Source organism: Dorea sp. AGR2135, assembly GCF_000420885.1.
GTDB lineage: Bacteria > Bacillota > Clostridia > Lachnospirales > Lachnospiraceae > Dorea > Dorea formicigenerans.
Window position 1 is genome coordinate 31,181 of sequence record NZ_ATVU01000003.1, and the last position, 21,758, is coordinate 52,938.

The 21,758-nt window shown below is 41.0% G+C and carries 26 protein-coding genes; all 26 read right to left on the minus strand.

All coding sequences use genetic code 11. The annotated features are described in order from the left end of the window. Position 1 precedes the first annotated feature (1 nt). Positions 2 to 1,912 (minus strand): DUF859 family phage minor structural protein, encoded by a 1,911-nt coding sequence (locus tag G593_RS0102750; protein ID WP_029730659.1) that lies wholly within the window; start codon positions 1,910 to 1,912, stop codon positions 2 to 4. A 16-nt stretch (positions 1,913 to 1,928) separates the two neighbouring features. Continuing rightward, complete coding sequence (locus G593_RS0102755; RefSeq protein WP_029730660.1) at positions 1,929 to 2,483, minus strand: hypothetical protein; 555 nt, start codon at positions 2,481 to 2,483, stop codon at positions 1,929 to 1,931. Positions 2,484 to 2,494: 11 nt separating this feature from the next. After that, complete coding sequence (locus G593_RS0102760; protein WP_029730661.1) at positions 2,495 to 4,312, minus strand: hypothetical protein; 1,818 nt, start codon at positions 4,310 to 4,312, stop codon at positions 2,495 to 2,497. Between the two features lie 12 nt (positions 4,313 to 4,324). Then, positions 4,325 to 5,782, minus strand: coding sequence for a phage tail spike protein (locus G593_RS0102765; protein ID WP_029730662.1), 1,458 nt, complete (start codon positions 5,780 to 5,782; stop codon positions 4,325 to 4,327). Beyond that, positions 5,779 to 6,429 (minus strand): hypothetical protein, encoded by a 651-nt coding sequence (locus tag G593_RS0102770; protein WP_009262586.1) that lies wholly within the window; start codon positions 6,427 to 6,429, stop codon positions 5,779 to 5,781. The genes G593_RS0102765 and G593_RS0102770 overlap by 4 nt, the downstream gene beginning before the upstream one ends. Further along, positions 6,426 to 9,416, minus strand: a complete 2,991-nt coding sequence (locus tag G593_RS0102775; RefSeq protein ID WP_029730663.1) for a phage tail tape measure protein — start codon at positions 9,414 to 9,416, stop codon at positions 6,426 to 6,428. Before G593_RS0102775 ends, G593_RS0102770 begins: the two co-directional genes overlap by 4 nt. A 103-nt stretch (positions 9,417 to 9,519) precedes the next feature. After that, positions 9,520 to 9,855, minus strand: a complete 336-nt coding sequence (locus G593_RS0102780) for an MmcQ/YjbR family DNA-binding protein (RefSeq protein WP_029730665.1) — start codon at positions 9,853 to 9,855, stop codon at positions 9,520 to 9,522. 58 nt (positions 9,856 to 9,913) lie between these two features. After that, the gene (locus G593_RS0102785; RefSeq protein ID WP_029730666.1) at positions 9,914 to 10,270 is read right to left on the minus strand and encodes a nuclear transport factor 2 family protein; all 357 of its coding nucleotides are present in this window, start codon (positions 10,268 to 10,270) and stop codon (positions 9,914 to 9,916) included. 47 nt (positions 10,271 to 10,317) lie between these two features. Further along, the gene (locus G593_RS0102790) at positions 10,318 to 10,569 is read right to left on the minus strand and encodes a hypothetical protein (RefSeq protein WP_005330582.1); all 252 of its coding nucleotides are present in this window, start codon (positions 10,567 to 10,569) and stop codon (positions 10,318 to 10,320) included. A 91-nt stretch (positions 10,570 to 10,660) separates the two neighbouring features. After that, complete coding sequence (locus tag G593_RS20455; RefSeq protein WP_196801955.1) at positions 10,661 to 10,825, minus strand: hypothetical protein; 165 nt, start codon at positions 10,823 to 10,825, stop codon at positions 10,661 to 10,663. After that, positions 10,822 to 11,196 (minus strand): hypothetical protein, encoded by a 375-nt coding sequence (locus G593_RS0102800; RefSeq protein ID WP_029730667.1) that lies wholly within the window; start codon positions 11,194 to 11,196, stop codon positions 10,822 to 10,824. Before G593_RS0102800 ends, G593_RS20455 begins: the two co-directional genes overlap by 4 nt. Continuing rightward, positions 11,193 to 11,780 carry a major tail protein gene (locus G593_RS0102805; RefSeq protein WP_029730668.1) on the minus strand — a complete coding sequence of 196 codons (588 nt, stop codon included), beginning with the start codon at positions 11,778 to 11,780 and terminating at the stop codon, positions 11,193 to 11,195. Before G593_RS0102805 ends, G593_RS0102800 begins: the two co-directional genes overlap by 4 nt. A 2-nt stretch (positions 11,781 to 11,782) precedes the next feature. Continuing rightward, the gene (locus G593_RS0102810; protein ID WP_044993980.1) at positions 11,783 to 12,100 is read right to left on the minus strand and encodes a hypothetical protein; all 318 of its coding nucleotides are present in this window, start codon (positions 12,098 to 12,100) and stop codon (positions 11,783 to 11,785) included. After that, on the minus strand, positions 12,100 to 12,477 hold the full coding sequence (locus tag G593_RS0102815; RefSeq protein WP_009266514.1) for an HK97 gp10 family phage protein: 378 nt from the start codon (positions 12,475 to 12,477) through the stop codon (positions 12,100 to 12,102). Before G593_RS0102815 ends, G593_RS0102810 begins: the two co-directional genes overlap by 1 nt. Beyond that, a complete protein-coding gene (locus G593_RS0102820) occupies positions 12,455 to 12,817 on the minus strand; it encodes a phage head closure protein (protein ID WP_029730672.1) in 363 nt (120 codons plus the stop codon). The genes G593_RS0102815 and G593_RS0102820 overlap by 23 nt, the downstream gene beginning before the upstream one ends. Then, positions 12,817 to 13,086, minus strand: a complete 270-nt coding sequence (locus G593_RS0102825; RefSeq protein ID WP_029730673.1) for a head-tail connector protein — start codon at positions 13,084 to 13,086, stop codon at positions 12,817 to 12,819. The genes G593_RS0102820 and G593_RS0102825 overlap by 1 nt, the downstream gene beginning before the upstream one ends. 17 nt (positions 13,087 to 13,103) lie before the next feature. Next, positions 13,104 to 14,306, minus strand: coding sequence for a phage major capsid protein (locus G593_RS0102830; RefSeq protein ID WP_029730674.1), 1,203 nt, complete (start codon positions 14,304 to 14,306; stop codon positions 13,104 to 13,106). A gap of 18 nt (positions 14,307 to 14,324) precedes the next feature. Next, positions 14,325 to 15,032, minus strand: a complete 708-nt coding sequence (locus G593_RS0102835) for a head maturation protease, ClpP-related (RefSeq protein ID WP_009262598.1) — start codon at positions 15,030 to 15,032, stop codon at positions 14,325 to 14,327. A 297-nt stretch (positions 15,033 to 15,329) separates the two neighbouring features. Continuing rightward, positions 15,330 to 16,589 carry a phage portal protein gene (locus tag G593_RS0102840; protein WP_029730675.1) on the minus strand — a complete coding sequence of 420 codons (1,260 nt, stop codon included), beginning with the start codon at positions 16,587 to 16,589 and terminating at the stop codon, positions 15,330 to 15,332. A gap of 18 nt (positions 16,590 to 16,607) precedes the next feature. Then, a complete protein-coding gene (locus G593_RS0102845; RefSeq protein WP_029730676.1) occupies positions 16,608 to 18,155 on the minus strand; it encodes a terminase large subunit in 1,548 nt (515 codons plus the stop codon). Beyond that, positions 18,155 to 18,634 (minus strand): phage terminase small subunit P27 family, encoded by a 480-nt coding sequence (locus tag G593_RS0102850; protein ID WP_009266521.1) that lies wholly within the window; start codon positions 18,632 to 18,634, stop codon positions 18,155 to 18,157. Before G593_RS0102850 ends, G593_RS0102845 begins: the two co-directional genes overlap by 1 nt. 76 nt (positions 18,635 to 18,710) lie before the next feature. After that, a complete protein-coding gene (locus tag G593_RS0102855) occupies positions 18,711 to 18,890 on the minus strand; it encodes a hypothetical protein (protein ID WP_009266522.1) in 180 nt (59 codons plus the stop codon). A 92-nt stretch (positions 18,891 to 18,982) separates the two neighbouring features. Further along, positions 18,983 to 19,378: a DUF4314 domain-containing protein gene (locus G593_RS21690; protein ID WP_029730677.1), complete on the minus strand. Its 396-nt coding sequence runs from the start codon at positions 19,376 to 19,378 to the stop codon at positions 18,983 to 18,985. Further along, positions 19,362 to 19,820 carry a gamma-glutamylcyclotransferase family protein gene (locus G593_RS0102865; RefSeq protein WP_029730678.1) on the minus strand — a complete coding sequence of 153 codons (459 nt, stop codon included), beginning with the start codon at positions 19,818 to 19,820 and terminating at the stop codon, positions 19,362 to 19,364. Before G593_RS0102865 ends, G593_RS21690 begins: the two co-directional genes overlap by 17 nt. Before the next feature lie 96 nt (positions 19,821 to 19,916). Beyond that, positions 19,917 to 20,807: an amidoligase family protein gene (locus G593_RS0102870; protein ID WP_029730679.1), complete on the minus strand. Its 891-nt coding sequence runs from the start codon at positions 20,805 to 20,807 to the stop codon at positions 19,917 to 19,919. A gap of 127 nt (positions 20,808 to 20,934) precedes the next feature. Further along, complete coding sequence (locus tag G593_RS0102875; RefSeq protein ID WP_029730680.1) at positions 20,935 to 21,699, minus strand: hypothetical protein; 765 nt, start codon at positions 21,697 to 21,699, stop codon at positions 20,935 to 20,937. Positions 21,700 to 21,758: the final 59 nt, after the last annotated feature.

The following is a 21,758-nucleotide window of genomic DNA, read 5'->3' on the forward strand; positions in this document are numbered from 1 at the left end:
CTTATGCTGTACGTTTCCACATATAGCAGACAATATATGGCTGTAAATTCGAATGGGAAGCACCGCCACCTGTACTTGCGATCGTCCCCTTTGGTGTCAGGGAATGCGTATGACTTCCGGCATTGCTTGTCGGTGCTGTTGCATCTGCTCCCGATACACCGCTTCCATGCACGGTATATCTGCTGCTCCCCGCACCGCCGTCTGTATCTCGCCCGATGTTGTGTGTATGTCCGCCTGCACTTCCTGTTGTCGTTGAATTTCCTGTGAAAGTATGCGTATGGGAAGGCATTTGATTTGCGGTAAGCGTTACCGCAGAAGAACCACCTGTTTTTTCCACAGTATTAAAATTCCCATCACCAGTGTTGATACCTACAGGGACTCTTCCTGCTCCCCACGCCACCCAAGTTCCTCCAAAAAATTGGCTCGGATTTGTATTAACCACGCTCATATAAATACTTCCAACCGGATAGATTGTTTTCGCAAACTGTTGGATATAATCCTTAAGAAGTTTTCCATAAACCCGCACATCCCAGTCTTCTGACACTTCAAACACATATTCATCCTCTGCAACTTTACCAACAGCTACTCCTTTTCCGCCACGTTTAAAATCCATTACTACTGCTGCTGTGGAAATAATCTCTTGTATCGAAATAGAAGAAAACGTATCTTTCAGGGTATAACGAACATCAAAGGAATATTCCGTAGAAATATTTCCCCCACCAAAAACAACAGCCGCTCCTGATACAAATGCTCCTGCTGCTATCCATGACTCTGCTGTTGTTCTTTTATAATGAATTGTTCCAGATGCAGTATTCTTTCCCCCACATGATGCAAAATTAAAATTTATCACGCTTCGTACATAAGTCCCGTCCTCATTGACCGCACCATTACTCAAACATCTTTGCGATGTTGAATTGATAAAAGACGGAGGCGAATAGGGAACTACCGTAATCGATACTGTCTTCTCATTTGAAGTTCTCCCCCTAGAATCCGTGACAACAGCAGAGAATGTGATCGTACCTTCCGTATTTAGAAACCCTGTTGTAAAGCTGGATGCCGTGCTGGTATAACCTCCGCCTGTAATGGAATATGCAGTAATACTCGATCCGTAGCTTCCTGCTGCACCATTGATTTTTAATGTTGCTTTCGATTTTGTCTGTACATAAATTCCCCATGCAGATGGCACTTCTCCATCCACCCTCGCTGCAGTCAGACTGGTAATAGATGGCCTAATGGATGTCGGAACGCTCAAAGTCAATGTACATGTCTTACTTCCAATATTTGTACTTCCGTTATAGGTCGTGCAGGTAATCGTACAGGTTCCCGTAACCGCTTTTGGTATCTGATTTGCCAATGAAAGCGGTGGATTCCATGTAACCGAGGTGGACGCTGTTTTTGAAACAATCGTCCCCGTCGCACTGCCAAAAGCGTATGTCAGTGTGTGGGTAAACGAGGAAGATGCACGAGAGATTTGTATCACGGATGCCTTCCCCAATTCTGCATTTGAAGCCGTCACGGAAGATGCTCTTGGAATTGAATCCAAAGTTACGGTTGTATTTGCCGTAATGGAATCATAGAAAGTTCCTGATAATGTTGCCTGAATCTTAAACACAGCACTCATAGAAATTGTCTTTCCACCATCACTTCCATGCGTGACTTTCTGTGATACCGTTCCCAACAAATGTGTTCCTGTTGAACTAATAGAAGGAGATGTGAAATTCTGCGCCTTCCCATCAATCGTCATTGTATTGTTATTTCTGCTGCTAATAGACAAAGACCAGTCATTTACAAGATAAATCCTGCAAGTAATCGTGGAAGTATTCTCCGATACATTCTTTGTCTGCGTCCAATCTACCCGCACCGCATAATGTCCATCACGGATAGATCCCGAAAAACTTCCGCTGGATGCCAACTTTCTCACCTTCTTTCTAAGACGGATCACGCCATTTGATTGACAAATTCCCTGTGCTTCTTGGTATAAAATCAAACCATCCCCGGATTTCATTGCCCAGGGACAACTTATTTCGAATTTCTGCATTGGTTATGACGAGAATCTGATTGGAAATATAAGCAATTTTCTGCCCATTCTCCTTAAATGAGAGTTCTTCATTGGACAGTTCCGCTGTAAATGCATTCCCGACTTTTCCCAATTCAATCAACGCTCCCTTGAAACGAATGTATTCTTCCAAAAGTGTTTGATTGGCAGAGACATTATTAATGATTTCATTTGTTATCTTTGTGAAGTCCATTCGGATTTCTGAACTGTTCTGTGTAATGCTTGCCTGAAAGTCTTTTTGGATTGTTTCCAATTCTGATTTCGTAAGATACGTTTCCCTGACGGTATGCTGAATCTGTTCTGAAGTTTTACTGATTTCAGAATAGCACTCATGGATATTCTCTTTTAACGACTCCACATCATCCTTGACATCCTCATAGTCTTTCATGCTCTGGAAACTGGCTTGGCACGTTGTCAATAATGCCATTAGGCCACCTCCTATCCTTTGGACACGTCACATTGCAGGGTTACAAGACTGTCAATATCCTTTGCGGATAAATAGATCACTTTTCCACTCTTTTCAAAAGTAATCGCTTTTCCATCTTTATCCTGCATATACCATGTATAGGTCAGAGTCTGCTTTTCCGTAGCATTTTTCCACTCTGCGCCATCATACTTCATTAAAACAACACTTTGGGCAGTATGATCCACCTTGTACCAGAAATCTCCTGATTTTGGACTTGACGGAGCAGTTTCCCCAATGTTTCCAAGCAGGGCATCCACTTCTTTCTGATTCGTCCGCACAATCACATATGGAACAACTCCGCCTAAATTATTCTTTACCGTAAATCCTCCGATGGACAGCATTTCTGACACATAGGGATCTGACTTATCTTCCACGGTTATCACATCCGCATAGCTTTTTCCGCCATACGTCATCGTACAACGGTAGGATTGAATGTTGACAATATCCGCTCCCGATACGGTAAGGGACGAAGATGTCGCACCGCTGATATTATTCCATGTTCCTCCTACATATTTTGCCCACTGATAGGTAGCACTTGTAATTGCTGTTGAACCGCTATAGGCAGATGTTGAAAGAAGTAATGTCCCCGACTGATTTAGCACCACAGTTCCATTTGGTGCGTATACAGAAAACACGACTGCACTCGCTCCTGCATTTCCTTTATTGGATTTTGACCATGAAAACTGTTTTATTACCTTTTTCCCTGAAATTGTAAAAGTTAATTCTATCGTTCCATTTAATACAGACGCTCCACCTAATGTTGCATTTGCCGCGAATAAAAGGGACAGCTTACCAGCTATCGTTGCCGTGGCTGCTGTGTTCGTTTTTACCGTAACACCATCCGGCAATGTTCCTACCGTACATGTACAGGGAGTCTGTTCAATTCCGACATACCCAGTAAAAGGAATGTTTACAAGAACTTCTGCCGCTACAGCTCCATTTGCTGTACAAGCAATGGACTGTGTTTCATTTCCTAAAATAACCGAAAGACCACCTTTTCCATCACCACCAGCAGCACCCGGATCACCTTTTTCTCCATCATAAATTTTTGTAATGGTTACCGTATCATAAACATCCACATCATCTGTCAATAATTTAATCTGAGCTACATTATTAAAGAAAACGGAATGTGTCGGTTTAACCACCAACGTTCCACCAGTAATGCTGCCATTATCAGAAGTAGTTGGATAATCCACCCAGTTTCCAGAACTATTTTTATACTGCCATTTGCTGATAGACACTCCCTGTACCTGTGCGGTAAGCGTAGCCTGTGCCGCCCCTACCAAAGAAGAACCCGCATCGTATTTAAATACATGGGTATCTGCCGTCACGGATGCCAACTTAGCATTTTGTGCATTCTTAACCAGCGTATAGGTAATATCTGAAGAAATATTAACGGTGTTTTTTGTTTCTGAATCGTAGTAACTGATATAACAAATGTAAGTGATCATCCCCGAAGATGACGTAGCAAGATTATCCTTATTTACGGTAAGGATTCCTCCCGCCACGGTCTCTCCTGCGATCAATGCGCTTTCCGCTCCTGTCCCATCTTTTCGTTTCCAATTGATAGATAATCCTGACGCACCTAATGAAAGATTCGTCTGATCCAGAAAAATAACAGGGGTTAACTTCAGATTCGTGACCGCCCAGCTTGGAGCATAGGTATGTGGCAGCACGTTTGGATTTTCACTCTGCGTCTTCGGCAGATTGGACGTGATATACGCTGATAGTTTTCTTTGATCTGTAATGTCAACGAATGTCTGCTGACTGGAAGTTAAAATTGTAGCCATATAAAATTCCTCCTAAATCTTAATCTCACAATAAAAGGATGCATTATCCTGCACATCTTCTGTCGTGATTACAATCGATTTCCTTCCTGCATGAAGCCGATCCCAATCCGCATCTGTTTCCTCATTTCCAGAGTTACGATGCCAACAGAATGCAGACGCATCCAATGTATCCGTTATCTCTTTATCCCAAGAATATACCCGGCACCTTATGGTGCTTTTCTGTCCCCGGTCTTTGAAAATATTTACTCCCTCCACCAATAGTTCCGTCCGATACATCTTTGAAGATTGTATTTCTTCTACTTTCCCTGACATATCTTCCAATTTGGAATCTTGATCCATGATATCTTTTTCCAATGTATTCAGATTCCCATGTTGTTTCGCTGATAAGGAAGTCAGCGTTATGCTGGACGCACCGATTGTGATGGTATTTCCCGATGGATTCAGATAATCCCTTGTTTTACTCACGCAAAGGTATCTTCCATCAATTCCATGCGGTGGAGACAAGCAGTCCACGTATTGTCTGGCATGAATATCCATAATATCAACACCTGCATCCGATTCATCCACAATGGAAAGTTCCATACTTGTGATACCTTTTGCCAATTCTGCCACCCGGCTTTTCGCTTTTCTGAGAAGATTCCCCGGCTCGGTTACATCATCCCAAACTTCTACTGTCCAAATCCACCCTATCTCTTTTAAGGCTTTTTCATCATAAACATACTCTACTCCTTCATTTACGCCTGTAATGGTCACTCTTTTTCCAGTTTCCACTTCATTCCCGTCTTCATCAGTTTCTTTAATTTTTGCTCCAAGTGGAATCAAAACCGTGATTCTCTCCGTATGGTCCTGAGTAATTTTTACATCCAAAAGATTTTTCCCATACTCCACTTTTTGTAAAGAAAAGGCTGTGAAATCTTCTAGATAATCCAACATTTTCCCTTCTCGTGTATATCGTACCTGTAAGTAACCGCCATGCGTTTTCATCAGTTTCTCCTGTATTGCGTCCAATGTTACGGAATATTCAGAGCTGCTATAAGAAATATAATCATTGTTATCCTTCACAGTCACATTTCCTATATGAAACTGTTTCTTTTTTTCTACCCGCTTGTTATGCTCTGTCAGAAACAGTTCCAAAAGCCCCTTTAAATTTCCTTTATATGAATACGGCGGCTGCATGGAATCTTTCAAATATGCAAGTGCTGATTCACAAGTCCATGTATGAGTATTATAAAAATCAATCCCATCATCCAACGCCCTGCCTTCAAATACAGTATTCTCTCCTTTTTTACACACGATTTCAGAAGACATCGGTTTCATATCCTTCAGATACGGATGGTTATAAGGTGCAGACAATATCAAACTGTCAATGTTTTCTGCATCTTCTTTTACCTGTGCCTGAGTGATGGCAAGACGAGAAAAATGTGGATGGTAGAACAACTTTCCATCCACATAAACACGAAATAATTTCATAATCTCCCCTCCCGATAGCGGAATGTTGTGACACCCTCTCCCTTAACACTCAGGCGGTTTTCCCCTGCTCCAAGTTCCATTTCCGGGAACTCCCATGTTCCGGCACTTACGGATTTTTCATAGGTATCTTCTCCTATTCTCCAAGAAAATGCGGTCTCCCCTGTGGTGATCACTACCGGAACCACAGGCATAAAATCGTTTTGAAGTGTAACCGTGCCACTTCCAGAAATCACGACTTCACTTTCCTTCACATGGTAAAAATAGGAATCTCCATCCGTACACTCCAACGTGATTGTGCCTTTTCTAAGCAGCGGATCATATACAGGGGCAAACTCTACAGTCCCAAGTGCATATACATCGGGTTCTTCAGAACGGATTACCTTAATCAGCTTTCCAGCATATTGATTCACAAGTTCGGAAACCTTCTGATCATATTGCTTTCTGGTACCTAACATTGACAGAACAATGGTAAAACTTCGTGGCTGATACGATACCCTTCCTAACGCTTCTGTATATCGGATTGGAGAATTTCTTCCCGGAACAACGATTGTATTCGTTTGGGACTGTGGTGTCGGAAAATCAATATTTTCCCGAATCCATCCCATCTCACGAACAGATTTTCCATTTAATTTCACATCAGGGATCATAAACTCAACCTCCTGTTCAACTTCTGTGCCTGTCCCAAACGACTGTCAATAGCCGGAAGCAGATGTCCCACCAATGTTCCATCTTCCAAATAAATGCCCTTACTGCTGTTATTGGCGATTACGGCAAGATACTGCTCCATTTTTCCCGTATTCATCCGGCTTGATAAAATATGCTCTAACTGATCATAAAACCCTTTCAATGGAAGAACCGCTTCCTTACCTGCTTCTCCTCCTGCCATTAAGCTGCTTCCATTCATCCCAAAAACAGTAGGCTTGGTTAAAATACCACCTTCCTTATACCAATCAATGGAAAGATGCGGTACACTCGGAGGCGAAAGTGACAACTTTCCTGAAATCTTAAAATGTGGCAGCTTGATTTTAGGAAGTTCCAGTTTCATACCGGAAAAGAATCCTGTAATTTTATCTATGATTCCCTTCACCGCATTTTTTGCTGCTTCCACTGGTTTTATAATCGCATCTTTGATTCCATTCCATACGGAAGTTGCTGTACTTTTAATCCCGTTGAAAATAGAAGTAACCGTGCTTTTCACGCCATTGAATACGGAACTGACCTTACTTTTTATGCCATCCACCACAGAAGAAATTACGGATTTAATCCCATTCCATACGGATGACGCTACGGATTTCACAGCATTAAATATTGTCGACACCGTAGTTTTGATGGCATTTAAAACAGATGAGACCTTACTGCTTATCGCATTCCATACTGTAGAAATCACGTTTTTTATCGCACCCATCACAGATGAGATTGTACTGGAAACTGCATGGATTGCAGATGACACTACAGATTTAATGCCCTCCCATACGGAAGAAACAATTCCTTTGCAGTTCTCCCAAATCATCTGGAACGGTAATGTTATAATATCAATCGCACCCTGAATAATAGAGCCGAGCAGCATGACCGCCGTCTGTACCACATTACATATTCCTTCCCATACAGACTGTAAGTGCGTCCACAAATTTGAAAACCATGCTTTTAGAGAATCCACCATTGCACCAATTCCGGTACAGATGGTATTCCACAGCTCTCCGAACCATTGTGTAATCGCACCCCAATTTTGTATAATCGCAATAATTCCGGCAATCGCCGCTGCCACCGCTGCAATGACAGCAATAATAGGAAGCATTGAAACATTCAAAGCACCCATCGCCACGGAAATCGCTGCAATGACCGGAGTAAGGGCTGTGAACGCTGCCAGCAATGCCCCTAAAATAATGACGAAATTTTGAACTGGTCCCGGTAATCTCTCAAACCATCCTCCAATCGTGGTAATCACGGATACCAATGGTGGAAGGATTGCATTTGCCAATTCCGCCAGTTTTTCTCCTAAAGGTACTAATGCCTGCTGTAATTTTCTTGTATTGGATTCCATCTGCTGCATCGGTGTTGTTGTTGCATCGAACATCCCCTGTGCAGATCCTTTTACGCTGTCATAGGTACTTCCGACAGAAGTCAGGGAAGTAATGAATTTTAAGTTTCCATCTTCCGCCATTGTTCCAAATGCTAAAGCAGCAAGGTTTAACGCTTCCTGTTGATTCGTACAGTTTCCGATATCTGCCACGATAGAATCAATGACCTGCTTCTGTGTTGCTCCTCCATTCTGCCATGAAGTAAATAATTCCTGTGTTTTTGTAGAAAAAGAACCTATGGACTCTCCAATTGTTCCATCCACAAGACGGGTAGTCACTTCATTGATGGCATCATTTACCTTGTCAAGATTATACGCACCATTCTTCAAGCCATTGTCCAGCAATTGGAAATACTCCGATGCCGAATATCCTGCCTGAGAAAACTTTCCTGCATATTCACTCAGGTTATCTCCTAACTCACTTGTTTTATCCAAGCCATTCTGTGTACCAACTACGATGTAATCCATCGCTTCCTGTGCAGTCAAACCATACTGCTGCATTAAAGAATTCACGCCACGAAGCGTTTCATTCATATCAATTCCATACAATTCGTCCAACGTAATAGCCTGCTGTGTCAAATTAGTAAGGTCTGTTTCACTCAGATCGCCCAAGTTCTTTTTTACCATAAGGACGGCATCTGCCACGCTGTCCATGCTTTCTCCAACGCCATCCGAATACACAGATTTAATAACATTTGCCGATTCTTCTGCTGCCTGTCCGGTTTCTCCAAAATACGCATTTACTTTTGTGACCGCATTCTCTGTTTCCGAATAAGCATCTATTGCTTTTGTTCCGATGTCCTGAATTTTATCTCCTACAGCAGAAAGCTGATCTGCAGTCTGCATCAAGGCAGCACCTTTTGTATTTTCTGCAATCTTCCCCACATCTTCGGCAGTATCCTGAGCCGCATCCCCTGCCTGCTTTAATTCTTCAATCAGATTACGGATAGCTTCTCCATCATCAACCGTATCCAGCGCATCGGTCAGTTGACGGATATCTGCTTTCCCACCTGTTGCAGACTTTCCAATTTTCTCGATGGCTGTCTTCATTTGATCTGAATTGGCAGTTCCATTTTTAATCGCAGATACTAATTTACTTCCAAGAACATCTGCATAATCATCCACTTGTGTTCCTGTCGAAGAAAATAATTTTTCCAATCTCGCTGTATTAGAAGATAGACGGTCTTGTTCCGTTTGGAGAGAGGATAAATCATTTTTATACTGATTCAGCTTTCCTCGTGTTTCCTCTATCTCTCTTTGAAATGCCTGATATTTGTCCTGACCTATATCCCCCCTTTGAAAAGCTGCCGTAACCTGCTCCTGTGCAGATTCCAATGCTTCCAATTTGTCACTTGTCTGACTAACCGCTTGCGAAAGTAACTGCTGCTTCTGTGCCACTAATACGGTATTTGATGGATCGAGTTTCAACAATTTATTTACGTCATTGAGAGCAGACTGTGTCTTAGTAATTGAAGAATTCACGCCACGTAATGCTTTATCAAGACCTGTTGTATCTCCTCCGATTTCAACTGTGATTCCCTTAATCCTGTTTCCCATGTCTGCACCTCCTCCCAAAAAGACATAAAGAAAGCCCGGATTTCTCCGAGCATGAAAAAAGCACCGATTCTTTTTCTGAACCGATGCTATCTTACTATTTTATTTATTTCTTTTTACATATCAAATCATAACTTTCCGTAATCATGCGTTTAATATCAGTATCCGGTATTGTCCCATCTAATATAATAGAATTCCAATGCTCTTTATTTTGATGATACGCTGGAATTACTGAGGAATATGTATTTCTCCAAAAATCTCTCCATTCTGGATCTACCTTTACATTTACCCATATATGTCCTTCCCTTTCATAAGTCCATGCAAAAGCTCTTTTATTTTTCCCATATCTTAGCAATACCCAGTTTGGATCATGAAATGGGGTATCCACATATACATTTGAAAATGTCAAACCATACTCTAAAACATCTTCTCTTGATAACATATTCTTCGCCTTCTTCTTATGTATGATTTGGCTTACACAAGCTGAAATTTTAACACATCTACTCAATAGGCAAATTGTGTTGTTTCAAGAATGAAAGTTTATCCCAATAACCTCTTTGAAACAAAATTTTTCCATTAACAACATGGAAGAAACCACAACCTCTCAACCCTAATGGGTCTTTCCATTCCAAAATTGCCCACTGACCATCTTCAAATATATTTTCTACAATAGCGGTCATATCTGCTGTTGCAAATTCTTCTGTGAACATTGCACGAATTGCTTCAATTCCAATAACCGGTTCATTAGTCACTTGATGATTTGTTGCATTTTCGTAATATAGACTTGTAATTTCTTCTACATCATGATTATTAAAGGCATCTACCCATTTACATACTACTTCTTTTGGTCTTAACATAATTTTCTCCTCCAATCTTTAATTCTCTAAGTTCAACAAACTGGGATTTAGCCTTTTAAACCTTTCGCTTGCCTGTCCATATCCTCAATAACAATGTCGTAAATTTCTCCAAGCTGTGAACAGTATTCTAATACTTTCCATGGTTCGTTTGTATGAAAATGAATTTTTATAAGTTCTTCATCTCCAACTGCTAACAAACAATCTCCGTTAAAATTGTTTGTGAAATATTCGCTAATTTTATCTTCGTCAAGATTTTCGCCTTCTATTAAAAGTTGAGTATCATATTTAAATTCTAACATCTTATTATCCTCCAAATTCTAATTGTTTAAAAACAGCCTTTTCTTTATTGAGCAAATTATATCAAGAAAAGGCTGTTCCTTCAATCTATAATTAGAATTTATCAAAGTCTTCCTGACTGGCTAATCGCTTATATTTCACACTATCATTAGCTCTTTCTGTCCACATATCAATCACAAGACCAATCGTCAAAAAATCCAAATCTACAATTGAAACTCCGATTTCCGTACATCGCAGAAGGAACAGGGGCGTTGTCATCTCCCGCTCACTTCTGCCAAGCCTTTTTTTGCTTTAATATCCGTAGCCACATTATCTCCCCATAATTCCAAAATTTGTGGCAGTACTTCATAAATAGAAAACATATCAAACTGATCGAGCCATTCTTCTATTGTAGAAGGTATACTGTTATCCGCATGGTATGCCATGATATACGCCACATTTTCAAAAATTTCCAGATCATCAATCTGAAATTCTGCGCCATCTTTCTGTGTTCCAACATACGATTTTTCCAGTTTGCTCAAATCTTTAAAGATATCTCTTTTGAATTTTGCCCTGTATAATCGTGGAATCGTCGCAGAAGAACGAAAAGGAATCTTTTTTCCACAGATTTCTATTTCTCTTTTAATCATGCCATTCCGCCTCCTTCTTCCGTTGGTGTGTACACCGTTTTATACCATTCTTTATAGGTTGTCTCATCCGTAGTATCTCCTGTTCGTGCTTTCACCAAACCGTCAGACCGTGGATCTGCCGTAATAGACAAGGTTTCCGTTCCCGGTTCAATTGTATCTTCTTTTGTTTCAGATTCAATAGACGGTCGTGAAGCACTGCAATTATAAAGGACGTGCCTGATTGCATTAATATCCCCATCAAATTCAAATAACAGGGCAAATTTTACACTTTCTGCAACGGAACTATTCTCTACCAACACTCCCTTTGCATCCAGCTTTTCTTGTAAAATTTCTGTTCTAAACCATTCTGGAATCAGCGCCATTTCTAAATCTCCGCTATAACCATTGTTTGTCACAGAACGGAAATATACGATTCCATCTGCATAAAACGGACTGGATTCTCCTTCTGCGTCCAGACTGATACTGACAGCTCCCGGAATAGCCTTTGGTACACCATATTCAAATTTTGTACTTCCCCCTTCTTCTTTTTCTGTCAGCTTTGCCGCATGAACATTTTTCAAATTAAACTTTACTTTATTTCCCATTGCTATACCTCCAATTCGTACAACACTTCATACAATTTTTCTGATTTGATATATGTTTCTGTTTTGTTATAGAAAATCCCCTGTGCATCCAAAATCTTCTCCAATTTTTCTTCAAGTGCAAGATCTTTTTTATCTGTGTATAGTTCCACATCTAATTGCTTTACTTTAAAATACACCATTCCATCTGCGGAGAAATTATGGCTTCCTGGAGTCAAATAAATTAAAAATGGCGGTTCTGGAGATTCTCCTTCTGCAAAGTGATGATATGCGATAGGAATTCCGAGACCACCTAATAGCTTCATAATATTTTTTAATTCCATCATTTCAATCCTTTCACGATCTTATCTTCAAGCTGTGATATGGCATAGGATTCCGCTGGTGCAATATGCACTTTTGCTTCTACCCTGCCCCCTCCTCGCTTTGCATGGCCTTTCTCCAATAAATGAGTTAGTCCGGGTTTGCTGCGATTATAAACGACAACCTCTGTTTTACTTGCAGAATCTTTCATCTTTTTCGCAGTCCACCCTTTCTTGTACCCACCACTATCTGTGGGGGAAGCAGATTGTACCATTTTCTTTGTTTCTTCAGAAACTGTATTGACCGCCTGCTTTACAACATCATCTGTCACTTCTTTGTACTCTTTCAAAGCATTCATGATCTCTGATGCTAATTGATTAGATGTCACCCGTCTGCTCATTCTTTCCACCTCGTATCTCCCGAACTGCTGTCAGTTTTAATTTTTTATGCGTAAACTGCACATCATCCACACAAATGATGTTATAAACCTCATTTCCAAACAAAATCCGATATTGTTTTTTATTGATTTCTCTCAATTTTTCACACCAGCGTAATATAAACACCAATGTATCTTCCGATAGCGTTTCTATATTCGTAACATTTTCTTTTCCAGACGCAAGATTTACATAAGCAAAACATGAATAAAATTTCTCCCACTGGGACTGATGGTTTCCGATTTCGTCTGTGTGTAATATATGCTTTTGAAGAATAATCCGTTGTCGCATTGAACCAATATCCATCAGAACACCTCCTCACGATTGGAAGAAAGAATATTTTTCAATGTAGGAATCATTTTTTCCGTTTCTTCATTCGTGCCACGGTTTTCAAACATCACACCCACCGCATATAATACAGCAGTTTTTACGGCGGCATCCTCCGGCAGAATATCACGCCGTATAATATCTCTACACAGTATTTCGGAAGAATCGATCAGCGTTTGAATCAGGGTGTCTTCATCCTCATATTCCACCTTCAAATATTCTTTCGCTTCTTCTAGTGTAATCAGCATGCAGACACCCCTCCTTCTTATCTCGTTTCTTTCAGTTTCATCGTTTTTACTGCTTCAGGAAGAATTAATTTTCCGTCTACCCTCTGGCTTGCAAGAAAACCAACCTGCCCGGTTGCCGCAAATAACTCATTCAGGCGTTTAAAGGATCGTCCCTGCCTGTCCGCAATCCAGTAATAGGAAAAATCTCCAAATGCCATGATCTTCTGTCCGGCTGCAATTTCCGGTACAAATGAAGACGTAAAATATGGTCGGTTCAAAATCATGTCCGGCACTCCCGCCTGCACGGACGGCTGCCAAATATAATTCCCGTTCCCATCTTTTAATTTACGCAACGCTTTTACGGTGCTGTCATTGAGCATCCATACCGCTTTTTTACGATATGGGGAACGCAGAGAGTAAAATAAATCCATAACATCGTCAAACGTAATGCTTGCGCCTGCGGTCGTGACTCCATCAGAAGCTCCGCCTGTAGCATTAAAGATTCCTGTCGGTTTTCCCTTGCCATCTCCGGTAAAAAATGCTTCTTCTTCCTTCGTTCCGATTCTTCGTCCAAATTCTTTAGAAATATAGGCTTCCAAATTAAACACGTTATCGTTTAACAACTCATCCGAAACTTTAATCATGGTCGCAACCTTATATGCACTAATGGAAATCTGTCCAAAGCTGTCATCAGATTCTGGATATGCCGCTTCTTCATCAATCCACTTTGCTTCTCCTTTGGATGCCACGATAGGAATTTTACGATCTCCGCTGGAGGTCTGAATCACGGTTGCCAGACTGCGGAAAAAGTTTTCTTCTTCCAACGCTTCCACCAGAGTTCTTTCATATTCATCGGGAACCAAATAACCTCCTTCTGAATCTGTTCCAACCTGAAGAGCGTTCTGAATATCAAGATAATTTTTCTTTCTCATCGCATTCCAAAATGCAGTTTTATAAGCCGCTGAGGCTCTTCCTGTTTTTTCTTCTCCACCATTACCTTTCCCCGGCTGATTTGTAATCGGATGACTAGTAGGCTTATTCAGTTCTGCATCAATAGCTGCCTGTCTTTCTAAACGCTCGATCTCTTTTCCAAGATTAACCACATCCGCTTCCATACGGTCATAAGTGGCCGTATCTTCTGCTGAAAGCAACCCGTCCGTTCCTCGTTTAGATTCTAAAAATGCCTTTGCTGCCTCCCACGCTTTTGCTCTTTTCTCTCTTAATGCTAAAATCTGATTCATATTAAAAATCCTCCTCTTTTAATGTGCCAAGAGACTAAGTCTCTTTTCTAACTGTTCAATGGGTGTCTTTTTTTCTGGTTTGGGAATCAGTTTTGACATCAGCGAATTCGTCACCGCTTTTCGTGAAAACATCACTGCTTCCATTTCCAACTCTTTTTCTTCTTCCCCTTCTGGTTCCTCTTTAGAAAAAAGGAGCTTATCTGCAAAGCCAAGTTCTACAGCTTTCTTTGCATTGAACCAGCTTTCCGCATCCATCAAATGTGAAATCCTCGATCTTGATAGTCCCGTTTTAATTTCATAAGCATTCATAATGGATTCCTTTACTTCATCCAACATGTCGATTGCCTTTTTCATTTCTGAAGAATCACCGATAGCAATAGTCGCAGGATTATGAATCATCATCATCGCCACAGGAGACATCTGTACTTCCGTTCCCGCCATTGCAATCACGGATGCTGCTGAAGCAGCCAGCCCATCAATTTTCACAGTCACATTCCCTTTGTAGTCCATCAACATGTTATAAATCTGTGCTGCTGCGAATACATCTCCACCCGGACTATTGATCCATACCGTGATATCTCCTTCTCCATCTTGTAATTCTTCTTTGAACATTTTGGGAGTCACTTCATCTCCATACCATGTTTCATCGGAAATCTCTCCGTTTAGAAACAGGGTTCTGCTCTCATCATTTTCATTCCTTACCCAGTTCCAAAACTTCCGTTTCATCCTGTCCCTCCTTTTACGACTGTGTTTTAAGCACACAAAAAGGACCACAACCAGATACTCTGTTTCTGGTTATCGTCCTTAAAACACACTTTATTATTTTTGATATTTTCATCTAATTTTGGATTTATCCTCCACTTTCAAAAGAAAAAGCCTTCTATTTTTTGTTATATTCCGCTTGTTCTGCTTCAATTCTCCACTTTCATGGGATCTTCTGCTTTTTACTCCTGTCACCAAACAGTAGCATATTGTTCCGCTACGCAACATAATGTTGCTCAAGTCCAGTTGAGCATAAATCTTTTAAACCTGTGGCATATTACCTCCTGCCTTTCCCGCAAAGGCTCCTGCATCCGCCAGCTTTGTCATGCTTCCATTCACAAGATATAAATTTCCTCCATCTTCCTCTGGAATCGGATTCTGATCTTCCATTTCCCGGATATCATTTGCTGACAGCCATCCATTCTGCCGGCCTACAGCATACCCATTCATTCGGCTGGCATAATCCCCTCGTAATAATCCATCCACATTTAGTTTTATAAAATACTCATTCTTTTCCTGTGGCAATAACAATGCTTTCTGCAAAGCCTGTTCCCACCTGACTACCCACGGGTCTAATGTGTATTTCACAAACTCCAAAGACTGCTGCTCTATGTTAGAAAAACTAGATTTCTCCAAGTCTCCTACCATATGTGGCGGAATACGATACATCCTTGCAATCTCATTGATTTGAAATTTCCTTGTTTCCAAGAACTGTGCTTCTTCCGGTGGAATCCCTATCTGCTGATATTTCATCCCTTCTTCCAGAACCGCCACTTTTCCTGCATTTCTTGAACCCCCATACACCTTGTGCCAGCTATCCCTTACCTTTGCGGGATCTTTTAAAACGCCCGGATGTTCCAAAACACCACCCGGTGTCGCTCCATTTGCAAAAAATGATGCACCATATTCTTCACAGGCAAGTGTCATCCCTACTGCATTTTTAGCCATAGCAATCGGAGAATATCCCACTAAACCATCAAATCCTAATCCCGGTATATGCAGCACATCTTCTCTTCGGAGATAGATCCGTCCATAGTCCTTAAAATTGGGATTTTCTTCTGTGTTCCGTGTGTAAATATAATAAAGTTCTCCATTTTCCGCACGGTCAACTTCCATTTTATCTGGCAGAAGCGGATACAATCCTAATATCTGCCCTCTTCCATCTCGGATGATCTGCGCATAGGCATTTCCCCATATCAGTAAATGGCTCATCAAGACTTCTCGGAATACGAAAGACGTCATTTCTTCATTTGGTTCATCGTGAAGAATATGATAAAGCGGATGGTCAAATACTCTTTCTTTTCCTTTATCCGTATAACGATACAAGTGAAGGGGAAGAGAAGCTATTGCTTCTGCAAGAATTCTGACACAGGAATATACTGCTGTTGTCTGCATGGCGGTTCTTTCATTTACGGAAATACCGCTTGTGCTTCTTCCAAATAAAAAAGATACTCCTGAATTATAACTATTTGTCGGTTTGTCCCTTGCTCCCCTTAAACCAAATAATTCCCGTAATCCCATACTCTGCCTCCTGTTTTATCAAAATGAAATAATGCCACGCTCATCATATACACTTCCTGTTGTGCCTTCATTACGGATTGCACGATCAAGTGCCATAACTGTTGCGACTGCCCCATCTATTTTTTCTGTAGATTTTTCCTTATCCATCTTAATATTTCCTGCCGGATCTTGACGGACAAAAACATTATCCATCATCCATCTGAGAACTGGATGACCGCCATGTGCTAGTTTTTTCTCCAATGTCAGCTTCATTAATTCTTTCGTTGGCGGACTCATATCTTTATATCCCTGCCCGAAAGGTACGACAGTAAGCCCCATACCCTCAAGATTTTGTACCATCTGAACTGCTCCCCAACGGTCAAATGCGATTTCCAAAATATGATATTTCATTCCCAAATCCTCGATGAATTTTTCAATGAAACCATAATGAATCACATTTCCTTCCGTCATCTGAAGATGTCCCTGCTTTTCCCACACGTCATAAGGAACGTGATCTCTCCTCACACGAAGTTGTAAATTTTCTTCCGGTATCCAAAAAAATGGCAGTATGCTATATTTTTCTTCCTCCGTTCTCGGCGGAAACACTAAAACAAACGCTGTAATGTCCGAAGTACTGGAAAGGTCAAGTCCAGCATAACATTCTCTTCCAAGCAGACTATCTTGATCTACTTCAAAGTCACATTCATCCCATCGATCCATAGGCATCCATCTGGTAGATTGTTTTACCCATTGATTCAATCGGAGCTGCCGGAAAATATTTTCTTCTGCCGGATTTTCTTTCGCACTCTGATAAGCATTCTGCACTTTTTCCAATGCTATCGTATGCCCCAAAGACGGATTTGCCTTATACCAGCTTTCTTCACTTCCCCAGTCATCATCGTCCGCAATACCATAAATCACGGGATAAAAAGTCGGATCAATCTTTCTTCCCATAAGAATGTCTTCTGCTTTTTGGTGCTGTTCAAAACAAATGGAATTGCGATCCGTTCCGGCGGTCGTAATCAAAAAATACAATGGCTGTGTTCTTGCATCACCTGAACCTTTTGTCATGACATCGAATAACTCCCGATTCGGCTGCGCATGAAGTTCATCAAAAATTACTGCGTGTACATTCAAGCCGTGCTTGGTATATGCTTCAGCAGAAAGTACCTGATAGAAACTGTTTGTCGGCTGATATACTAACCGCTTTACAGACATGATTGGCTTAATTCTTTTCTTCAGAGCCGGACATTGATCCACCATATCAACTGCCACATCAAATACGATCGAAGCCTGCTGACGGTCAGAAGCACATCCGTAGACTTCCGCACCCCATTCTCCGTCACCACAGGTCATCAGCAGAGCCACCGCAGCAGCCAGTTCTGATTTTCCATTTTTCTTTGGAATCTCCACATATGCAGTATTATATTGACGATAGCCATTTTCTTTTACCGTTCCAAAAATATCACGGATGATTTTATCCTGCCACGGAAGCAGCTCAAACGGGACACCTCTCCATTGCCCTTTCGTGTGTTTCAAACAATTAATAAAATTTACGGCATGATCCGCTTTTGTTTGATCATACACTATCCACCACCTCCCTTTATCAGCAGAAGTTCCATTGCATCGCTTTCTTTATCATCACCATTGTCCGTAACAATCCTGCTTCTTGCAGAAGGTGTCAGTCCAAACTGCTCACAGAATTTATTCATGATTTTCAGATAGGTCTGAGCAATGGACACCTGTGGAACCTGCTGCCAATAACCGGATGGTGTCTTTACGATTGTTCCATGCTGAGTAATAAATTCCTCCGCTTCTTTCCATCGCGCATACGCCTGACAGTAACCTGCAAAAGCAGCCATATCAATTTCTGTCAGAATACCCAACTGCTCCATCTGTTTTGCCATCCGCTTCCATTCCTTCTTTGCCTCATCTTCCAGCCACGCAGGACATCTCGGTGCTTTCTTCACAGGCTTCGGCTCGTTTGTATTCAGACTTCTTTTCCCCGGATTGCCTTCCAATACTTTTACTGCCGTAGGCTTAGGTTTTCTTCCTCTCTGTGCCATTGCTCTCACCTCCTTCCAAAACATCACTAAAAAAAGACCTCCGAAGAAGTCTTTTTTATCTCAGCACCTTTCGTTTTTACTTGAAAAGTTCATCGATTTTTACTTTTGCTGCTTTCACAGCATTGTAATCATAAAAATATGAATCTTCACTTGTAATTATTTTCCCATTGTCCGGCGGAGTAATAATAAAATCATATCCTGTAGTTTCACTATTCCAAGCGATTGTAATTTGATACCCTCTGTATGTTTCTCCCATAATAATTCTCCTGTTCTTTTTGTACACACATGTTACCTCTGACTCTTGTTTATATCCAGCAATATCCGTACCACAATCTGCACAAATTTTCTTTAGACGTCTTCTCCATCCGTACAAAAGTCCAATCCCATTTTTAACTCATTATATATCTTCATGTATCGGCTCTGTTCACTCCCTTCACTTCCCAAAATTGCCTGAAAGAAAAATTCTTCTGCTTTCTCCCTCGAATACCACTCCTCTGTCTTTCCATAACAAACAGTTCTGACTATGGGTATCTTTTTTACACAATCTTCCCCATAAATAACATTCAGTCCTGATCCATTATCCCAATGCATCAGAAGGGATGCCGTGTCATCCACTCCGAGAACGGTCCCTGTCATGCCAACTGGCGGTGCCTGTTTATCATGCATTCTTATAAGTTCTACTCTGGTACCGACTGGATATTCTCTGCGAATATTCTCCACAATTTTTCTATTCGGAAATACCATGCTGCACCTCCTCGATTGAATTTTTCAAAGCCTGCTCCAGAACATCTCCCTCAAACCCAAACTTTTCATATGCCTGTTCCAAAATCCGATAATATCCTGCACTTGGCACTCCTATTTTCCTTTGTTCATCCATGATATATACCATCGCACGTTTCATTTTCCCATTGATTTGGACCTCCAGCATCTTCTTATAATAAAAATTCGGATATCCTTCATAATAGTCAAGTCTTCTTTCATCCATTTGACCGATTTCCCAAACCAATACCGGAACGATACTTCCCTCCTTTGGTTCTATCGTAGCATACGAACCTGTTCGAGAGCCTTTGAACATTAACTCATACCCTTCCACGATTGCTGTTCCTACTAAAGTTGCAGTCGGGCATCGGAATGCCATCTGCTCCTCATCCATGTTACTGCCATAGGCAATATACAACTTCTTCATATTTGCTTCATCCTTTCTCTGTTGATAGTGAGGTCTCCCTCCTACCATCTCAAGACGGTCTCTCGACCGCCATTGGTGGGGCTGTGCCTATTCCCTTCAAGCAGCATGTCTCCATGCAGAATTTCCTTCCAAATGTTTCAGAAAATGAAGCCTGCAGGTTTTGAATTCATCCCCGTTTAATCCCAACCGGAGCATCCAACACCGAAATGCGTATTTTTCATTATCTGTAACTGTTCTTCTGGCACTCGCTTTCTTTTGCGTCAATGCCTGATGGCTGACTGCAAGGCAGAATTGTATGTATGCTTTGATTTCCCCTGCATGCGTCGTGCTGTTAAACAATCGGAACTCTACCGTTCCTTTTGTGAAAGTCGCATGAAGATTTAAACCGTGATATCTAGTATCGTTGTAATGGTCTGTCCTTCTTCTATGACTCCCCTCATACCAGATGTCCTTTAATTCTTCCATTGTTTTGGGTTTTCTTTTATTAATCGTTTGAATCAACTGTTCATTTGTCTTTTTACACCATCGAAGCCTAGCCGGATCAATTTGTAAAGCTTTATATAAAATGTCCTCTTTGCTGGCGATGATATTTACCAGATTGCGTAAAGTCTGAGGTGTATATCTGCTTGCATCCACGTGGATATGAATGCCGCATTGGTCACTTGCGAATGCCCCCTTATGCCGAAGCTGACGAACAATTTCCTGCAAATCTTCCAAGTCTTCATATTCTAAAATCGGACTAACAATTTCACATTTATATTCTTCCGAGGCAGGCTCCCTTATTCCACCCTTTTTTCTCTGTGCAATAATACTGGAGTCAAATGTTGCTTTCCACGTTCTTCCTTTACGGTCTTTTGCCCCGTAAGTTTGATAATACGTCCCGATATAAAATTTCTCTGTTCCGAAATATTCTGCGATAACATCTGCTGCTTTTTTTCTGGTGATTCCGGTTAATTCAATTTCAATCCCGAACTTCTGTGTTTTCATTTTGTTGCGCCTCCTATGTGTTTTTTTTCGTAGTCTATATATCACTCTAAAAGCACATATTATCCAGTCATTTCAAACAATAATGTACACAAAAATTCGGAAAAGAAATTGTGTATTTTACAGAAAACTATTCCTGTGTTACTTTCCGTTCAGCGGCTCTCTGCCGATTGCGCTCTTTTGCACGTTCCTTTTCTTCTTCCGTCCGAAAAGCCGTGTTCCCTTTCAGATTCTTCAAAAGGAGATCCCTTGTTTTCTTTCCGCCTTTTCCTCCAAGTCCTAGACGAATCAACCAGATGCGCATATAATATTTTTCATTTGCCTCAATTGTCTCCGCAGGATTAATCCATTTCAGCTCTTTTGCACGTTCTGCCATCATGCAGGTTAATTCCGCAAAAGAAATTGTACTTTCTGCTTCCATCGGAAATCCGTTAAAAACAATCTTATCAGCCACAAACTCTAGCCCAAAGCAATGTACTTTTTCTTCTTCAAAAATCTCCATTACCCTGTTCATATCCGCATCTTTTTCTTCTGATAATCTCTCAATCAGACGTTCACTCATGTGCAGCACTTCTGTACCGACAGCCCGCTTCAAAAGATACTGTTTACTATGAATCATAAAAATAAGATTTCGGATGCTCTCGGCGGTATGACCTTCTATTGGAATCTGTAAATTTAATTCCTCCTGATTATTTTCAATGAATCCCCTTCGCTGCAGTTCTTTCTGAAGCATTTCGCCATCCTCTGTTTCAATGTTTCCATCACGATCCACAATTGCACCCCCTATCTGGTATCCAAAACTTGGTGGTCCTAAATATTTTGAAGGTTCTCCCAATATTTCTGCCATCGCTTTTACCAATTCTTTTCTGTTTTCACATATCGTTTCAATTCTCATGTATGCAGTCTCCCTTCTTTTTTGGTACTACATACATCACTCTAAACGCCCACAAAGTC